The sequence below is a fragment of the Legionella anisa genome (assembly GCF_001467525.1).
In the GTDB taxonomy this organism is placed as follows: Bacteria; Pseudomonadota; Gammaproteobacteria; order Legionellales; family Legionellaceae; genus Legionella; species Legionella anisa.
On record NZ_LNXS01000053.1, the window covers coordinates 96,971 to 112,392 of the forward strand.

The following is a 15,422-nucleotide window of genomic DNA, read 5'->3' on the forward strand; positions in this document are numbered from 1 at the left end:
CTTACTTGTTTTTATTATGATCAATTGTATGTCTTATGCAAAAATGGCGGAATTACTTTTGCTGGATGTCATGTCTAAAGCACAAATTCCAGGAATTTCTATTGCCTTTATAAGCAGTGATGGAATCATATCTACTCAAGAAAAAGGGCTTACAGATGGTTGCGGCCTTTTTGCAATACCTGTTGATCCACTCAAATATCCCTTTCATAAGTTGGGATTAGGAACTAAAGATGCTGTAGTTCTATTTGACGACACACTTTATTATGTGAATCAAACAACACAAAGCGTTCATCAAATACAGTTAAATGAAAGTAATCAATCCTCATATCAAAAGTTACGAGAAAGTTGTACTGATACTTATAAATTGGCCAATTCTCAAGAATCTGAATTAATAACTACTCTAACAGGCCTTGCACCACCTACAAAAGTGCAACCAGAAACCGTTTTTGGAGCAGCCTCGCTAAGCAAACCCGTATTTGCCTATTTAGTACAAAAATTGATGCAGTCCAATGCGGCGAATCAAGCAAAGCGCGGGACAGGTAAATTTAATTTGGATAAATTCAACCTGAGTCAATTTGATTTAGATACTCCTCTTTTTCATATTCTACCATTAGAAGAATTTGAGATAGATGGAATGAAATTTGATATGTCTGACAAATCTGCTGTTGTCTGTGCTAAAGCACTCACTGCAAGGATGGTGTTATCACATACAACAGGCCTTGCTCATGGTGAAATGAAGTTTCAGTTCATTCCTAACCCTAAAGAAAAAGATTCTAAAGAAAAAATGCATGGATACTCAAATGTTGGTATCGTGTACTTACAACAAGTGATTGAAAAATTGACTGAAGCAAATCTAGAAACATTGGCCAAAAACCATGTATTTGATCGTTGTGACATGACTCATAGCACTTATGAGCCATTAAAGGCCTATCACTCGCTTTTGCATGCTGAAAAAGAACCCTTGTTTGATGAAATGAAACCTGGTCAGATTGTCATACTAAAAGAAGATGAGCAACTAACAGCATATTGGTTAGATAATGGAAAAATAGTCAATCGCTCCTTTCCGGAAAGAGTAGTTTCAAGCATTCTTGAACAGTTACCTGATAAAGGTAAACTTTCAAACAATCCGGAGCTGATTGGAGCTGTAGTCTCACAATATGGATGTAAAGAACCCAAACCATGTGCCGCCAATACACTAAGAACTACGGCATCAGATTATGCACAGTTTGTCAAACATCTAAGCCATGACAGCTCGATTGAAAATCCTTTTATTCCGCATGCCTTCATGACGCACGATAGAGGTTTGGCGGGAGCAATTGGAATTGCTAGAGACAAGATACGCGATTCCATTTTAAGCCATGTTGCATGGGGTTTAGGTTGGGGGTTACAAACCAATGAAAAAGAAGAGGTTGTTACCGCCTATCATTCGGGTGACATGAATGATTGCAGAGCGTGGGTTGCAATCAATTTAAAGGATAAGAGTGCCATGGTATTTTTCGCTAATTCACATAATGGACATATTCTTGCGGAACAAATTGTCCCTTCGACAATTCAAATAGAACTGGCTTCGAACTATTTTTTTCCAAAATGGGGTTTTGCTAGAACTATTGATGAGCTAGGGGGTAAAACTAATAATTGGGGCATCAATCCACTTCCAAGACCCAATCCATCTAAAGAACGGACAAGTTCTTTAAGTGAATTGCAAAAAAGAACTAGTATCCCAAGTATTGCCACAGCAATTATTTCTGACCGCGGAGTTGTTACTACAGAAGAGGTAGGTGTGACTAATGTCAGCAAACCTGAAGAAGTTACTAGTTCGACTGTTTTTGAAGCCGCTTCATTGAGTAAACCTGTATTTGCTTATATTGTATTGAAACTAGCGCAAAAAGATCTCATTGATTTAGACAAACCACTCCATGAATACGGCGATTTTGGTCCTCCACAGATGCGAACTGATAAAAATTATAAAAAATTAACTGCCCGTATGATCCTATCCCATCAAGCAGGCTTACCTAACGAATTTTCATCACCAGAATCTCTAAAGTATGTCTCTGAAGTAGGAAAACAATTTGATTATTCAGGAGTAGCTTATCAATTTCTAGGTGAAATTGTGGAACACATTACTGCAAAATCACTGGAAGCTTTAGCTCAAGAAGAGTTTGCTAAGATAGGTATGACTGATAGTAGTTTCATGCCACCAACGGGTTGCAGTCTTATTAAACTGCCAGATGAAGAGGAAGAACCAACTCCTGAACGCATTAAAAAATTATTAAAAGATACTTTAGATGTACATGGTCAATTAAGTATTATCCTACAAAAGGATAAATTATTTGTTGCTGAAAGGGCAGTAGACGGCAGCGTACAAATGACTGAAAAAAATTCCAACCAACTTGAAGAAAAAAGCCTACAAGAAATCAAAGCTCGCTTTGCTCAAATACCACCATTTTTTTGGTCAAAGCCAATACCTGTTGAAGCAAGGGAGTTACCCCTTGTGACTACAATTATTGGTCATCCTCCAGAACATGCTGCAACAATAGCAATTGGCCATGATCAAGATGGCTCAGTAAATCGTAAGCAAAAATTTTATATGGTTCACCCGGCAGGATCCTTGTATACAACGACTTCTGACTATGCAAAATTTCTAAAAGCCTGTATTAACGATCCCTATATTAGATGGGAAATGTTTAAACCGGTTGTTTCATCGTTGAAAGATAAAGATACTAAAGCAATGAAGCAAGGAGTCTCTACTGATACTTTAGATCAAATCTCTTGGGGTCTAGGAATTGGGATTCAGAAAAATACCGATGGAACCCGTATCGCTTTTCATTGGGGTGATAATGGAACTGGACGCAATTTAGCAGCGATCAACCTTACTACTGATGAAGCAGTTGTTTGTCTCACTAATAGCGAGAATGGACCCGCTGTTTTTCGAGAAATTGCAGAGCCTATCGTTGGTGATCTAAGTGCTATTGGGCAATGGTTATCAATACGAGAAGAATTGCCTCTTGATATGCGTTTAAAAGAAAATCCCACCCAAGAAATGAACCCACGTTTACAAGAGCAGACACAAATTAAAACGACAGGCGTTGCTACTAAAGGGCAACAAGAGGTAGAGCAAAAGCATTTTGACTTAGGGCTGTTCTAAGCACCGCAGCGTTTTGTACAAACCACCACAATTCAATAGTTCAGCATACGTTTAATTTGTCGATCATTAAGTAGGAGCTCTGGGGTTTGCACCCAGAGCCCCTATAAGATGTCTTAACTAAATAAAACTTCAACAAATTTATTTTCTTTCAAAACTATTTCAAGGCTACTATTTTTATAGTAGTATCTACTAAAAATATAGTAGATTATGTTTTACTTAGTTTCTGGAGAAAAAATGTCAATAAAAAGAGGGGAAAACACTTTTGCTCATGATCGCCTCCTTACAGAGGTAGAGCTTGAATTAATGAATATTATTTGGAGCCTTAATAAAGTAACCATTAAAGATATTGTTTCACATTTGCCCAAAGAAAGACCTTTAGCTTATACCACTGTGGCAACTGTAGTAAAAGTACTTGAACAAAAAGGATTTTTGGGATGCCAAAAAAATACTTATGCCCATGTTTTTCTTCCAATTGTTACCAAGGCTGAGTACGAAAGCACGTGCATTGAGCATATGGTCACTAATGTTTTTGATGGTGAACCTGTAGCACTGGTGCAAAGACTCTTGATGGCCAAAAAGCTACAACATGATGACATTCAAGCAATTGAGGAAGCACTAAAACAATTAGTAACCTCTGAACAAAAAATAGAGGCATGATTATGTTATTCCTGGAAATTTTATTGAGCATTCATTGCTTGCTTTTAGTCAGTTCATGGTTTATTGGCGGTCGTTGGCTCTCAAATCAGCCATCATTTAAACTCAAATTGGCTCGCTTTTTATTAATTAGCTGTGTGATTTCTCCATTAATGGTTCATTGTATTAAAACCAATCAAAAATTGGAGCGGCATCACTATGCATCCATTGATGCTTTGCAAGAGTATGTGAATCAACCTATTTTAAAGTCTAAACACTCCCAAGAGACTCCTGAATCAGCAACCTCTTTTTCAATAAGCAATACGAGTTATTTTCATATTTTTTATATCGTATTTTGTTTGCTCGTCTTATTTCGCAGTTATAAAGTATTGTTGAGTTTGGGCAGTTTAAGAGCACTATTAGCTGAAGCAATTCCATATCGAACTTCCGGTAAATTGGTCATTAAAGTTTCTCGACGTTGTCATATTCCTTTCTCCGTCGTTTTATTTAACAAAGCTTATATCGTATTACCCGTATCCCTATTTTCTTCCTCCAAAAATGTGAAGATTGCCATTGCTCATGAGGGCCAACATCATCGTAATGGTGATTGTCTATGGGCCTATTTTATTGAAGCCCTGCGCATTCTTTTCTGGGGTAATCCAGGTGTTATTCGATGGGGTCGTATTTTAAGCGAATTACAAGAATGTTCATGTGATGAAGTATTGGTTGGCCAGCCAAAAATTTCGGCACATGACTATGGCAGCTGTCTGTTTCATGTAGTGCAGACAGTGTCTCAATGTTCTCTGTCATCAGACCTAGAAATTGCATGCACGGTAGGTATGGCCTTGGGCAAAGACAATGAAGACTGTACTTTTATCATCAGGAGAATTTCAATGTTATCAGCTTATCCACTTAAACCATCTAAATCATTATGGTTAGCAGTTGGATTTATGGGGGTTTCTATTTTGGCACCAATCTGTGTCGCCTATTCAGCAGTCGGTTCATTGACCGGTTCTAAGGCACAAGAAATCGATACCTCTCATTTAGATCCTAAAATGCAACAAATTGCCGCGCAAGAAATTAAAATGGCGGTAAAAAACTATCATGCAAAATCGGGGGTTATTGCAATCGTCAATGCACAAACTGGTAATCTCATTGCCTTTGCTGAGTCCGGTAATGATGAAAATCAGAATAGCTGGAAATCACGTGTTTTTTCACCTGGCTCTACGATAAAACCGTTTATTGCGGCGGCAGCAATTGATGCTGGGAATAGTTCTGAAACCAAAAAATATGATTGTCGCTCACCTTACTCCGTAGAAGGTAAAACATTTACAGATTACTATGTAAGTCAAGGCCCTACTTCATTGACCCAAGCGGTTGCAAGATCAAGTAATGTATGCATGATTAAAGTCGCCCAAGAAACTGGACTACCTGTAATTCGTAAAAAACTCACTGAATTTGGTTTTGATATTAATACTTGGTGGCAAGCAAATCAAAGTGATGACTTGCAACTTGCAATGGTTTCTCTTGGGGAGAATATACCGGTCACAATTGATTCATTAACAAAATCCTACGCCATTCTTGCAAACTTTGGACGTCCATTCAAAGGAGAAGAGGCTCCTATCATTTCAGCAGCAACAACCAATTCAATAAATCATATCCTCGAGAACGTTGTTATAAATGGCACAGGAAAACTTGCTGCGATTCCTGGTGTTCATGTCGCGGGTAAAACAGGAACTGTTACAGAAAATATTAATGTTGCAGAAGGCGAGCATATTGCCTTGTTTGCAGGTTTTGTACCGGTTGATGCGCCACGTTATGCCATGGTGGTTGTAATAGAAGACGGTCATTCAAGAAAAAATGGTAAGACTTTAACCTCCGGTGGAGAATTGGCTGCTCCAGTATTTCGTAAGGTTGCTCTAAATAGCCTAAGTAATACCACGCTATAAATCACCTGTGGGTACAGCAGTGTAGCTCGTACCCATATCGATATAAATTCACATGATGTTGGAGTTGTTATGAAGAAACTAAGCGTACTTCTATGGTTGACACTATTTTATTGCGGAACTATTTGGGCCCAAAGTACTTGCTTTTTGGTACAGGAAAATCAAACTGTGCTAAAGCACGAGGGTAAAGATTGCAATAAGCGTTTTGCGCCAGAATCAACCTTTAAAATTGCTTTGAGTCTTATGGGTTTTGATTCAGGAATATTAAAAGACACACTCAATCCGGAATGGCCGTACAAAAAAGAATATGAACTTTATCTTAATGTTTGGAAATATCCTCATAATCCACGTACCTGGATAAGAGATTCCTGTGTTTGGTATTCACAAGTTCTAACACAACAATTAGGTATGACTCGATTTAAGAATTATGTTGATGCATTTCACTATGGCAATCAGGATATTTCCGGCGACAAAGGTCAGAATAATGGATTAACCCATTCCTGGCTATCAAGCTCGCTTGCCATCTCACCAAGTGAGCAAATTCAGTTTCTGCAAAAAATAGTCAATAAAAAACTATCCGTGAATCCCAAAGCTTTCACTATGACTAAAGACATTCTATATATTCAAGAATTAGCGGGTGGTTGGAAACTGTATGGAAAAACAGGGAATGGTCGACAGTTAACAAAAGACAAAAGCCAAAAACTATCACTACAACACGGATGGTTCATCGGCTGGATTGAGAAAGATGGTCGTGTGATTACCTTTACGAAACACATTGCAGATAGTAAAAAACATGTAACCTTCGCCAGTTTCAGAGCGAAAAATGAGACCCTGAATCAATTATTTTACTTAATTAATGAATTGGAAAAATAATACATGAAATCCAACATTTCTTTATTAATAGCACAAGCTCTATTCCTATTTTGCTATCAAGCTTTTGGTTACGCCAGTGAAATAGCAATTACTTTTGATGATTTACCTGCTTCAATCGAAGAATCTATAGAGGAACAAGCTCAAATAAATCAGCAAATAGTAAATGCGCTTATCAAATATAGAGTACCTGCAATTGGATTTGTGAATGAAGGGAAACTCTACCGCACTAATGAAACTCAAGAAAAAATAAATCTCCTAAAATTATGGGTGGATAACGGATTTGATTTGGGAAATCATACTTATTCGCATCTGTCCTTAAGTAGCATCACAACCAAGCAATTTAAAGCCGAAGTGACTAATGGCTCTAAAATATCCAAACAATTAATGCAAAGTGCAGGTAGAGAGTACCGTTACTTTAGGCACCCCTACCTTGATACAGGTGAAACATTCAAGATTCGCTCTCAATTTGAGTCGTTTTTAAAACATGAAGGATACCTAGTTGCTCCAGTTACTATAGACACTGACGATTGGAAATTTAACCAACAATTACATGAGTTTCCTCAAAATAAAGACAAAATCATTCAAAGTTACTTGAAACATACACGTGCTAAATTTGCCTTTTATGAAAGCGCATCTAAACAAATGTTTGGTAGAAATATTAATCAGATTTGGCTACTTCATGCCAATCTTGTTAATTCATTAGCCATTGAATCACTCTTAACTATAGCCCAAGAATACGGTTATCATTTTATCAGCCTAGATGATGCACTACAGGATAAAGCCTATCTATCCGCTGATTCTTACTATGCCCATTTTGGGGTTTCTTGGCTTTATAGATGGGATTTTACCCGCGGGAAAGTGGTTGATTGGTCTCAGGATCCAGAGCCTGATAACAATCCATTTATCTCAACTAAGACCATTAAATTTTATGATAAAGATCGCAAACGACTTATTCCAGTTAAAATTTATGTGAGTAATGAATCACAGGGGAAAGCAAATGCTGGTATTATTAAACTACCCGTTGCCATCATTAATCATGGATACACTGTACGCGATACTGAATATTCATTCTTAGCCAATGCACTTGCTGCAAACGGTTATTTTGTTGTAAGCATCCAGCATGATCTAAAATCAGATCCCCCATTAGCTCAAACTGGCAATTTATTTGAGCGACGCAAACCCTTATGGGAACGAGGAAGTACCAATATACTTTACGTAATCAAAGAGCTTAGCCGGATCAACCCCAGTTTAAACTTGTCTAAAGTGACATTAATTGGTCATTCGAATGGTGGTGATATTGCCATGTTGTTTGCAAGAAACCATCCTCAATTTGTGAAAAAAATTATATCATTGGATAGCTTGCGCATGCCTTTTCCACGTACCGGGCTAACACCTATTTTATCGCTGCGTGGAAATGATACTAAGGCAGATGAAGGCGTACTGCCTTCTCAAGAGTCGTTAAAACAATTAGCCATAACAATTATTCCACTACCTGAAGCCAAACATATTGATTTATGTGACCGTGGGCCTGAGGTAATTCAGAAACAAATGAATGCTCTTATTTTAAAGTCTTTGCGAGGCTAGTTTATGAAAAAAATGTTCACCTTGTTCATTTTAATATCTTCCTTAAGCCTTATGGCAGCAGCCAGCATATCGACGAAGATACAAAGTAATCCGCTAGAGGAAAAATACACGAATACATTTAGCTTACATCATACGTTAACCAAAGAGTTTCCTTCAAAGATCAATGGAATCAAATATAACTTATATATTAGTCTCCCCAAAGAATATGATTCTAACAAAAAAGACTATCCAACTATTTACTTATTAGATGCTGATTACAGCTTTGCATTAGCCAAACAAATTAGTGAGCATTTATCTGACCGAAATAGAATCAACGACTCCATTATTGTTGGGATAGCTTATGCAAATCCTAATGAGTATAAGAAAAATAGAACCAGAGATTACACACCAAGTTATGTTGGATCAGGAGGATATGGAGCTGAATATCAAAAATACTCGGGTGGTGCCGAATCATTTTATCGATTTATTCATTCAGAACTTATTCCATATCTTCACCAGACATATAGAGTTAATAAAACCGCTACTTTTGTCGGTCATTCTTACGGTGGATTATTTGGGGTATATTTATTAGTCCACCATCCTGGAATATTTAATCGTTACATTATCGTTAGCCCCTCTCTCTGGTATGATAATCATTTGGTGCTAAAAGCAGCTCAAAAAAAGCAAAATTTTAATCTTGAAGAAAATACTCGTGTTTGCTTTATTATCGGCGACCAAGAAAATAAAGGCGATTACCAAATGATAGATGATTTAAAGTTATTGAATGAAACCATCATGAGCAAGCCTCACAGGAATTTAAGCACTGCTTTTAATGTTCTAAATAATATGGATCATGATACTGTTTTTCCAGGAGCTTTAAGTTTAGGACTTCTAGAGTCTTCATCTGACTTCAAAAAGAATCGACTCTGAACTCAATCAATAAGTCTGTATACAAAGGATAAACGATTATGCTTGCTAAGTGTTCTGTTTTTATTGCTACAAGTCTTAATGGTTTTATTGCAAGAGATGATGGTTCTATTGATTGGCTAACCAAAGCAAATGAGCTTGTGCCATCTGGTGAGGATGGTGGTTATAAAGAGTTCATATCTACGGTCGATGGACTCATTATGGGTAGGCATTCTTTTGAGAAAGTATTATCATTTAATCCTTGGCCTTATGGTGAGCTTCCAGTTGTAGTGATGAGCAGCAAACCCATAAAAATTCCTGTTCATTTAAAACATGTTTCAACCTCCTCCGAAACACCTATTGAGCTCGTGAAGCGCTTAACTGATGAAGGGTTTAAACATCTTTATATTGATGGCGGTATAACTGTCCAGAATTTTATAGCCGCGCATTTAATACATGAATTAACAATAACCATTGCACCAGTGTTGCTCGGCTCTGGGCGTTCGTTATTTGGACCTTTGGCACAAGACATCGAACTGGAGCATATTGAAACTAAATGTATTGGCGGTGGCTTTGTTCAATTGAAATATCGAACTAATCCCTCAATCAAGAAAAGAAATAAAAACAACGTCTACCTTATTTATGATGAAATTTCTGAGTGGTTTGATAGTCACCGCAATAAAGAGCTCAAAATGGAGCAATTTTATTTGGAACTACTACAAAATCAGATTCCATCCAAAGGAACTATTTTAGATGTTGGCTGTGGCACGGGCGAACCCATAGCCCAATTTTTAATGAAACAAGGGTATAAAGTAACAGGCATTGATGCAAGTAAAAAAATGATTGAGCAATGCAAAAAAAGATTCCCAAATGCAAAATGGCTACTTGCTGATATGAGGGCTTTAGATTTGCAAGAGAAATTCGATGCAGTCATTGCCTGGCATAGTTTCTTTCACTTACCTCATGACGATCAACGAAAAACATTAAAATCCCTTGCCTCTTTAGTGGAGCAAAATGGTTTATTAATATTTACTTCCGGACCGGAGTATGGAGAAGTTTGGGGTGATAATGGAGGATATGATTTATATCATGCCTCCCTTTCTTCCGAAGAATATACTCAAATCCTTCTAGAGTGCCATTTTAAAATCCTTGTACATAACGTTAGGGGCCCAGAGTGTGGAGAAGCAACGGTTTGGGTTGCTCAAAAAAATCGACTTTGTCCAGGATAAAATGGAAAGAAACTTATCAAAGCGTCTTCAAATCTCATGCTCAATAATAAAAGGACATCTATATTGTATTCCAGGCCACTAATTTTACATCATACAGACGCTACTGGTAAAATCAGAAACCAAAACTTCATCTTCTAACACAATGACTATTGAACAGAATGAATTAGAGATCAAAAATAATGTCCACCAAAATGTCGGATGGGGACAACCTATTCCACTTTCTCCAATCTTAGCCCCTGACTGTCCTTATCCAGTTGAGGCACTTCCCCCAATTGTAAGAAAAGCCGTAATCGACTATCAACAATATGGACAGCAACCCCTGCCTTTGATTGCATGCAGCGCCTTGGCTAATATGTCACTATCATGCCAATCACTTGCTAATGTGGCGCGAGACAACTATTTAATTAGTCCAGTATCACTTTATTTTTTAATTGCCAGCGGCTCTGGCACCCGAAAAACTGCTGCAGATAATGTTTTTTCGAAAGCAGCGCGTCACTGGGAGACATTGATTCGTAAAAGGCGCGAGCCTGAAGTGTTATCAGCACTAACGCAACATCAAGTATGGCAAATGGAAAAAGATAGTTTATTCTCTCAAATCAAACGTGCAACTTATACGGGGGAAGATTCTGATTATGCCAAAGAAATGCTTGATGAATTAATTCATCAAGAGCCGGAAATTCCTTTGCAACCCACTCTTTATTTTGAAGATGCGACCCAAGAGGCACTGGCCATTCATTTGGCTCAAGGTTGGCCTTCCGCTTCCCTTTGGTCTGATGAGGCAGGCATCATCTTAGGTAGCCATAGCATGCAAGGTAATCCGACTCGTTTTGTAGCTTTGCTTAATCGTTTGTGGGACGGTAAGACATTCACCGCGCATCGTAAAACAACGCAAGGATTTACCATTGAAAATCGGCGCTTAACACTTAACTTGATGATGCAACCGCTTATCTTACAACAACTTACCAAGCAAGCTTCGGGTATCAGTCGACAAAGCGGTTTTTTAGCTCGTTGTCTCATGGCTTATCCTGCCAATAGTATGGGAAATCGATTTTACCAAGAACCGCCTGCTTCTTTGCATTCTCTAACCTATTATGACCAACGCGTCACTGCCTGCTTAAATCAGTCAGAACAATTAAGCCATCAAGGTTGTATTCAACTTCCATTGTTGAAAATGAGTATGGCCGCAAAACAACAATGGATTTTATTTTTTAATGCGGTAGAAGCAGGGTTAAAACCTCAAGGCCAGTGGGTCGATATCGTTGATTTCGCATCAAAAGCGGCTGAAAATACAGCGCGGCTTGCAGCACTTTTTCATCTCTTTGAAGGACGCGATGGGGATATTAGTGTAGAGCATACCGAAAATGCTATTGAAATAATTAATTGGCATTTGCAAGAAGCACGGCGAATTATGCCTACCGAAACCGTTTCTTTGCAGTTTTCCGATGCCCTAAAACTTATGGGCTGGTTTATTGAAAAGAATATTAGTTCAACAACGTTACGAACCATTCAACAATTAAGTCCGTTGCGAGATAAAATAAAACGCGACCATGCAGTTGAATTATTAGTGGAACACAATCAAATACGCATTGTAAAATCAGGTTCAAAAACGATGGTGGAAGTGAACCCTCGTGCATTCAAAGTATAAGTTCAACTTGATACATTAACCATAGTACACCAATTAACAGGAGAAATTTGTGCCCTTTGACATGCTAAAAGAATGGTTGAACAAGGAAAAAGAACGAGGGATTGAGGATCCTTTCTGTGCTGTTTTAAGCACTTGTAGCAGCTTAGGTGATCCTCATAGTCGAGTGGTGGCCATTCGCGAAATTGAAACCGAGAGTCTATTATTTTTTACTCAACAAAAAACACGCAAGGTTGCTGAATTATTAAATAACCCTAAATCCTGTTTAAATTTTTTATTTGCAATGCAGAGCCGACAAGTTATTTTAGAAGGAACAGCAATACCCATTTCCCAAGAAGAAAATGAAGCTTTTTGGAGAACTCTTCCTCGTGAACGCCAATTAAGATTTTCTGCTTATGCCCCTACTTCAGGTCTTGTCATTAAAGATTTAGGCCAATTGGAAACAAGGAAAAAAGAATTGAGTGATCAATTTGCAAGCCTTTCTATCCCTATGAGTGAGGATTATTTTGGCTTCCGCTTCATCCCAAAAACATGGATTTTTTACACAGTCGGCTCCATTTCTTTTTCTGAGGTAATTCGTTATACGAAGATAAGCAACTCTTGGAAAACAGAATTAATTTCCCCATAGGTGATATCATGTACATGCTTTGTTTTTGTGTTCCAGAAACACATTTAGAAATTGTTAAAAATGCTATTTTTGATACAGGGGCAGGAAGTGTGGATCATTATCAGCATTGTGCGTGGCAAACATTAGGCGAGGGGCAGTTTATGCCATTACCTGGCAGCCATGCTTTTATTGGAACAATCAATCAACTTGAGAGAGTGCCTGAATATAAAGTAGAAATTATCTGTACTGAAGAGCAAATCAAAGCTGCTGTTGCAGCCTTAAAGAAAGCTCATCCCTATGAATCACCCTCTTATCAAGCGTTTCGGGTTGAGATGATATAAACAATGATGAACGATTACTTACTAAAAAACTTCTATTTCTCTTTAGGTCTTTTTACAATTCGCTAGACTAGCCCCAAACCTGAGGTTTAACTATTGTTAAGAAATTTCCAACAGTAAACTTGAAAATGCTTTGCAATTGAAAAACCAAGGTTTTGATAGATACGAAGCGCGCTATTATTTTGTGTCGCAACAGTCCGATAACAGTTTTGGTAGTTTTTATCTGAAAAATAATTTAAGCTATAGGGAAGTAAGATCTTTCCAATACCCTGTCCTCTATAATGAGGTGAAACACCAAGTGTTCTGACTTCGCCACACCTACTACGTACATGATCGGTTAAAGTTGGGGTACGGCCCCGATCCTGGTAAAAAGTTATCAAATCTCAGTTTAATTAACCATGTCAGTATTAATATTAATAAAAATATTTTTTTCTCTCATCGGCGGTGGTAAGAATCTGCATTTTTCCATCACTTGCTTATAGTTTTTTCCTCATTAAATAATTAATAAACTTTACGCCGTTTATAGAGACAGTTTGTTCTTTTTCAGTGACATATCCTTTGAATTCCAAGAATTTCTTTGCCGTGATGCTCACATCCGCATATAGCTCTTTCATCCCTAACTCAATAGCTTTTTGTTCTAATGCTTTGAGAAGAGCAAGACCAACACCTCTTGCTTGATAATCTTTATTAACATATCCACGGTCAATATGTCCATTTTTCTCTAAATCAGCAAAGCCAACAATCACGTTTGTTTGTTCTTCTACAGCCACAAGAGTATAATTTCTTTCTAAAGACTCTCTCCATTTTTCCAAATCAGCTTCCTTCGGAGCCCATGTATTTAGCTGCACTTCATCATAATCTTTAGAGTTAATAGAATGAACTGCATCATGAAATAGTTTATAAATTTCTACTTCATCTCCAACAATAAAATTCCTAATTCTAAACGCCATTTTTGAATAACTCCCCATAACTACTAGTAATTACATCAATTTTTGTCATTTTTTAAAAATACATATTTATTATTGTAATGACATTTTGTTACTTCTTTTATGAAACATTAATTCAGTAACAAAAACGAGGGTTTATCTCCTTCGCATTTGATTCTCTCAGTAATTTTTTGAATTATATGTTCCATTTTTTCTGGAGAAATTACATGCGATAGAAGCCGTTTTTGCTGTGTTAATTCCATTAAATTATACCTTAATTACATTGCGATTTTTATTCTTCATTTCCCCACCTTTTAGCAGGAAGGAATCCAATATTTTTACATTCCATAAGGTTCTATAAACTATCAACTCTTATTGGTAAATCTCAATTTCTTGTACTGCATAATGCTATTTATTTTTCATACGATAGAATTTGCACATAACACCATGGCCATACCCATCTTTGTAATATTCCATACCACACTTTTCCATAACACGTTGTGACGCAATATGACCTTCTGGTGCAAAAGCAATAATATATTCTGAGTCGATATTTGTACTAGCCCATTTCAATAGTGCTTCCAAGGCCTCTGAAGCATATCCTTTCCCCCAAAATTTTTTATGCAACAGATAACCTACTTCTATTTCTCCGGTTTCAATTGGACCAAATCCACAACGTCCTATGAACTCTTTTAAAGAATTATCAAAAATAACAAAACAAGGAAGTCCTTTTTCTTTATAAAAACTAACGAATTCTTTTATTCTTTTCGCAGTTTGATCTGTGTCTTGGACTCCATCAGGAAAAAATTTCCTTACTTCTGGATCAGAATTAAGTTCAGCAACCTCTTTTAAATCATCTTCGTTAATTAAACGCAAAATCATTCGAGCTGTTTCAATCTTAGTTGACATGCTATTGACCATATAAATTTTAAGTTACATTCTGTTATCAGATAACTTTCATGTTCTATTAATGAATAGTATTTTCTTTTCTCAATACAATTATTAAGATGAATATATTTTTATTGTAACCTAAATAATTTATGTTTTTTCTCACTCATAATCCTGATATCAATAATTTTTCTTAGTTTATCAATGTCCCTTTTGATGGATACTCAATATTTAGCTGATCGCGCATCACCTCTGAGAGGTTTCCATATATCGCTACATTTGCTACATCTTATTGATGAAAGATCTATATTGCCTTGTAAGTTGCCTGTGTAAAAGGATTATATCACTATCCCTGCATCAAGATACCCCACAAATATGTAGCAATAACCATGCTACATAGACACTACTATTTGCTACATATTGCAACCAAAAATAAAATGCACGTGCTATTTCATTTTTTATCATTTTCCTTTTTTATATAAGAATATTTTAAATTAGGAACTCTTTACAAAAAATGGCGGCGTACAAAAATAAGCAACACCAGATAACTCAGACCACTCCTCATGACATCCTCTTTTGTATATTTCGGGATGTGTTTTTTCAGCATTTGAAATGTAGCATGGCGTAGCAATATAGTAGCAATTTTTTGCTACAAATAATTGATCGAATTTGTAACAGAAAAAATGCATTACTCTATGATTTCATAGATAATTTCATCTGGATGGT

13 protein-coding genes are annotated in these 15,422 nt (G+C 37.0%); 10 read left to right on the forward strand and 3 right to left on the reverse strand.

Annotated elements, in window-relative coordinates:
• Positions 1-28: 28 nt before the first annotated feature.
• From Lani_RS16180 to Lani_RS16230, 10 genes are all read left to right on the forward strand, one after another.
• Entirely contained in the window at positions 29-3,145 is a 3,117-nt protein-coding gene (locus tag Lani_RS16180; protein WP_014845079.1) for a serine hydrolase domain-containing protein, read from the forward strand.
• A 234-nt stretch (positions 3,146-3,379) separates the two neighbouring features.
• Positions 3,380-3,802: a BlaI/MecI/CopY family transcriptional regulator gene (locus Lani_RS16185; RefSeq protein ID WP_014845078.1), complete on the forward strand. Its 423-nt coding sequence runs from the start codon at positions 3,380-3,382 to the stop codon at positions 3,800-3,802.
• Between the two features lie 2 nt (positions 3,803-3,804).
• The gene (locus Lani_RS16190; RefSeq protein ID WP_019350454.1) at positions 3,805-5,727 is read left to right on the forward strand and encodes a M56 family metallopeptidase; all 1,923 of its coding nucleotides are present in this window, start codon (positions 3,805-3,807) and stop codon (positions 5,725-5,727) included.
• A gap of 69 nt (positions 5,728-5,796) precedes the next feature.
• Complete coding sequence (locus Lani_RS16195; protein ID WP_014845076.1) at positions 5,797-6,597, forward strand: oxacillin-hydrolyzing class D beta-lactamase OXA-29; 801 nt, start codon at positions 5,797-5,799, stop codon at positions 6,595-6,597.
• A gap of 3 nt (positions 6,598-6,600) precedes the next feature.
• Positions 6,601-8,181, forward strand: coding sequence for an alpha/beta fold hydrolase (locus tag Lani_RS16200; RefSeq protein WP_014845075.1), 1,581 nt, complete (start codon positions 6,601-6,603; stop codon positions 8,179-8,181).
• Between the two features lie 3 nt (positions 8,182-8,184).
• The gene (locus Lani_RS16205; RefSeq protein WP_014845074.1) at positions 8,185-9,090 is read left to right on the forward strand and encodes an alpha/beta hydrolase; all 906 of its coding nucleotides are present in this window, start codon (positions 8,185-8,187) and stop codon (positions 9,088-9,090) included.
• A 38-nt stretch (positions 9,091-9,128) separates the two neighbouring features.
• Positions 9,129-10,295, forward strand: a complete 1,167-nt coding sequence (locus Lani_RS19920; RefSeq protein WP_014845073.1) for a methyltransferase domain-containing protein — start codon at positions 9,129-9,131, stop codon at positions 10,293-10,295.
• Positions 10,296-10,437: 142 nt separating this feature from the next.
• Complete coding sequence (locus tag Lani_RS16220; RefSeq protein WP_014845072.1) at positions 10,438-11,940, forward strand: YfjI family protein; 1,503 nt, start codon at positions 10,438-10,440, stop codon at positions 11,938-11,940.
• A 49-nt stretch (positions 11,941-11,989) separates the two neighbouring features.
• The gene (locus Lani_RS16225; protein WP_014845071.1) at positions 11,990-12,565 is read left to right on the forward strand and encodes a pyridoxamine 5'-phosphate oxidase family protein; all 576 of its coding nucleotides are present in this window, start codon (positions 11,990-11,992) and stop codon (positions 12,563-12,565) included.
• A gap of 8 nt (positions 12,566-12,573) precedes the next feature.
• Positions 12,574-12,885: a YqfO family protein gene (locus Lani_RS16230; protein WP_019350456.1), complete on the forward strand. Its 312-nt coding sequence runs from the start codon at positions 12,574-12,576 to the stop codon at positions 12,883-12,885.
• An 86-nt stretch (positions 12,886-12,971) separates the two neighbouring features.
• Here the strand turns inward: Lani_RS16230 and Lani_RS21220 are convergent, their stop codons facing one another.
• The 3 genes from Lani_RS21220 to Lani_RS16240 all read right to left on the reverse strand — a co-directional run bounded on the left by Lani_RS21220 (position 12,972) and on the right by Lani_RS16240 (position 14,717).
• Positions 12,972-13,262 (reverse strand): GNAT family N-acetyltransferase, encoded by a 291-nt coding sequence (locus tag Lani_RS21220; protein WP_076547508.1) that lies wholly within the window; start codon positions 13,260-13,262, stop codon positions 12,972-12,974.
• Positions 13,263-13,358: 96 nt separating this feature from the next.
• Positions 13,359-13,832: a GNAT family N-acetyltransferase gene (locus Lani_RS16235; protein ID WP_014845069.1), complete on the reverse strand. Its 474-nt coding sequence runs from the start codon at positions 13,830-13,832 to the stop codon at positions 13,359-13,361.
• A gap of 384 nt (positions 13,833-14,216) precedes the next feature.
• Positions 14,217-14,717 carry a GNAT family N-acetyltransferase gene (locus tag Lani_RS16240; RefSeq protein ID WP_014845068.1) on the reverse strand — a complete coding sequence of 167 codons (501 nt, stop codon included), beginning with the start codon at positions 14,715-14,717 and terminating at the stop codon, positions 14,217-14,219.
• Positions 14,718-15,422: the final 705 nt, after the last annotated feature.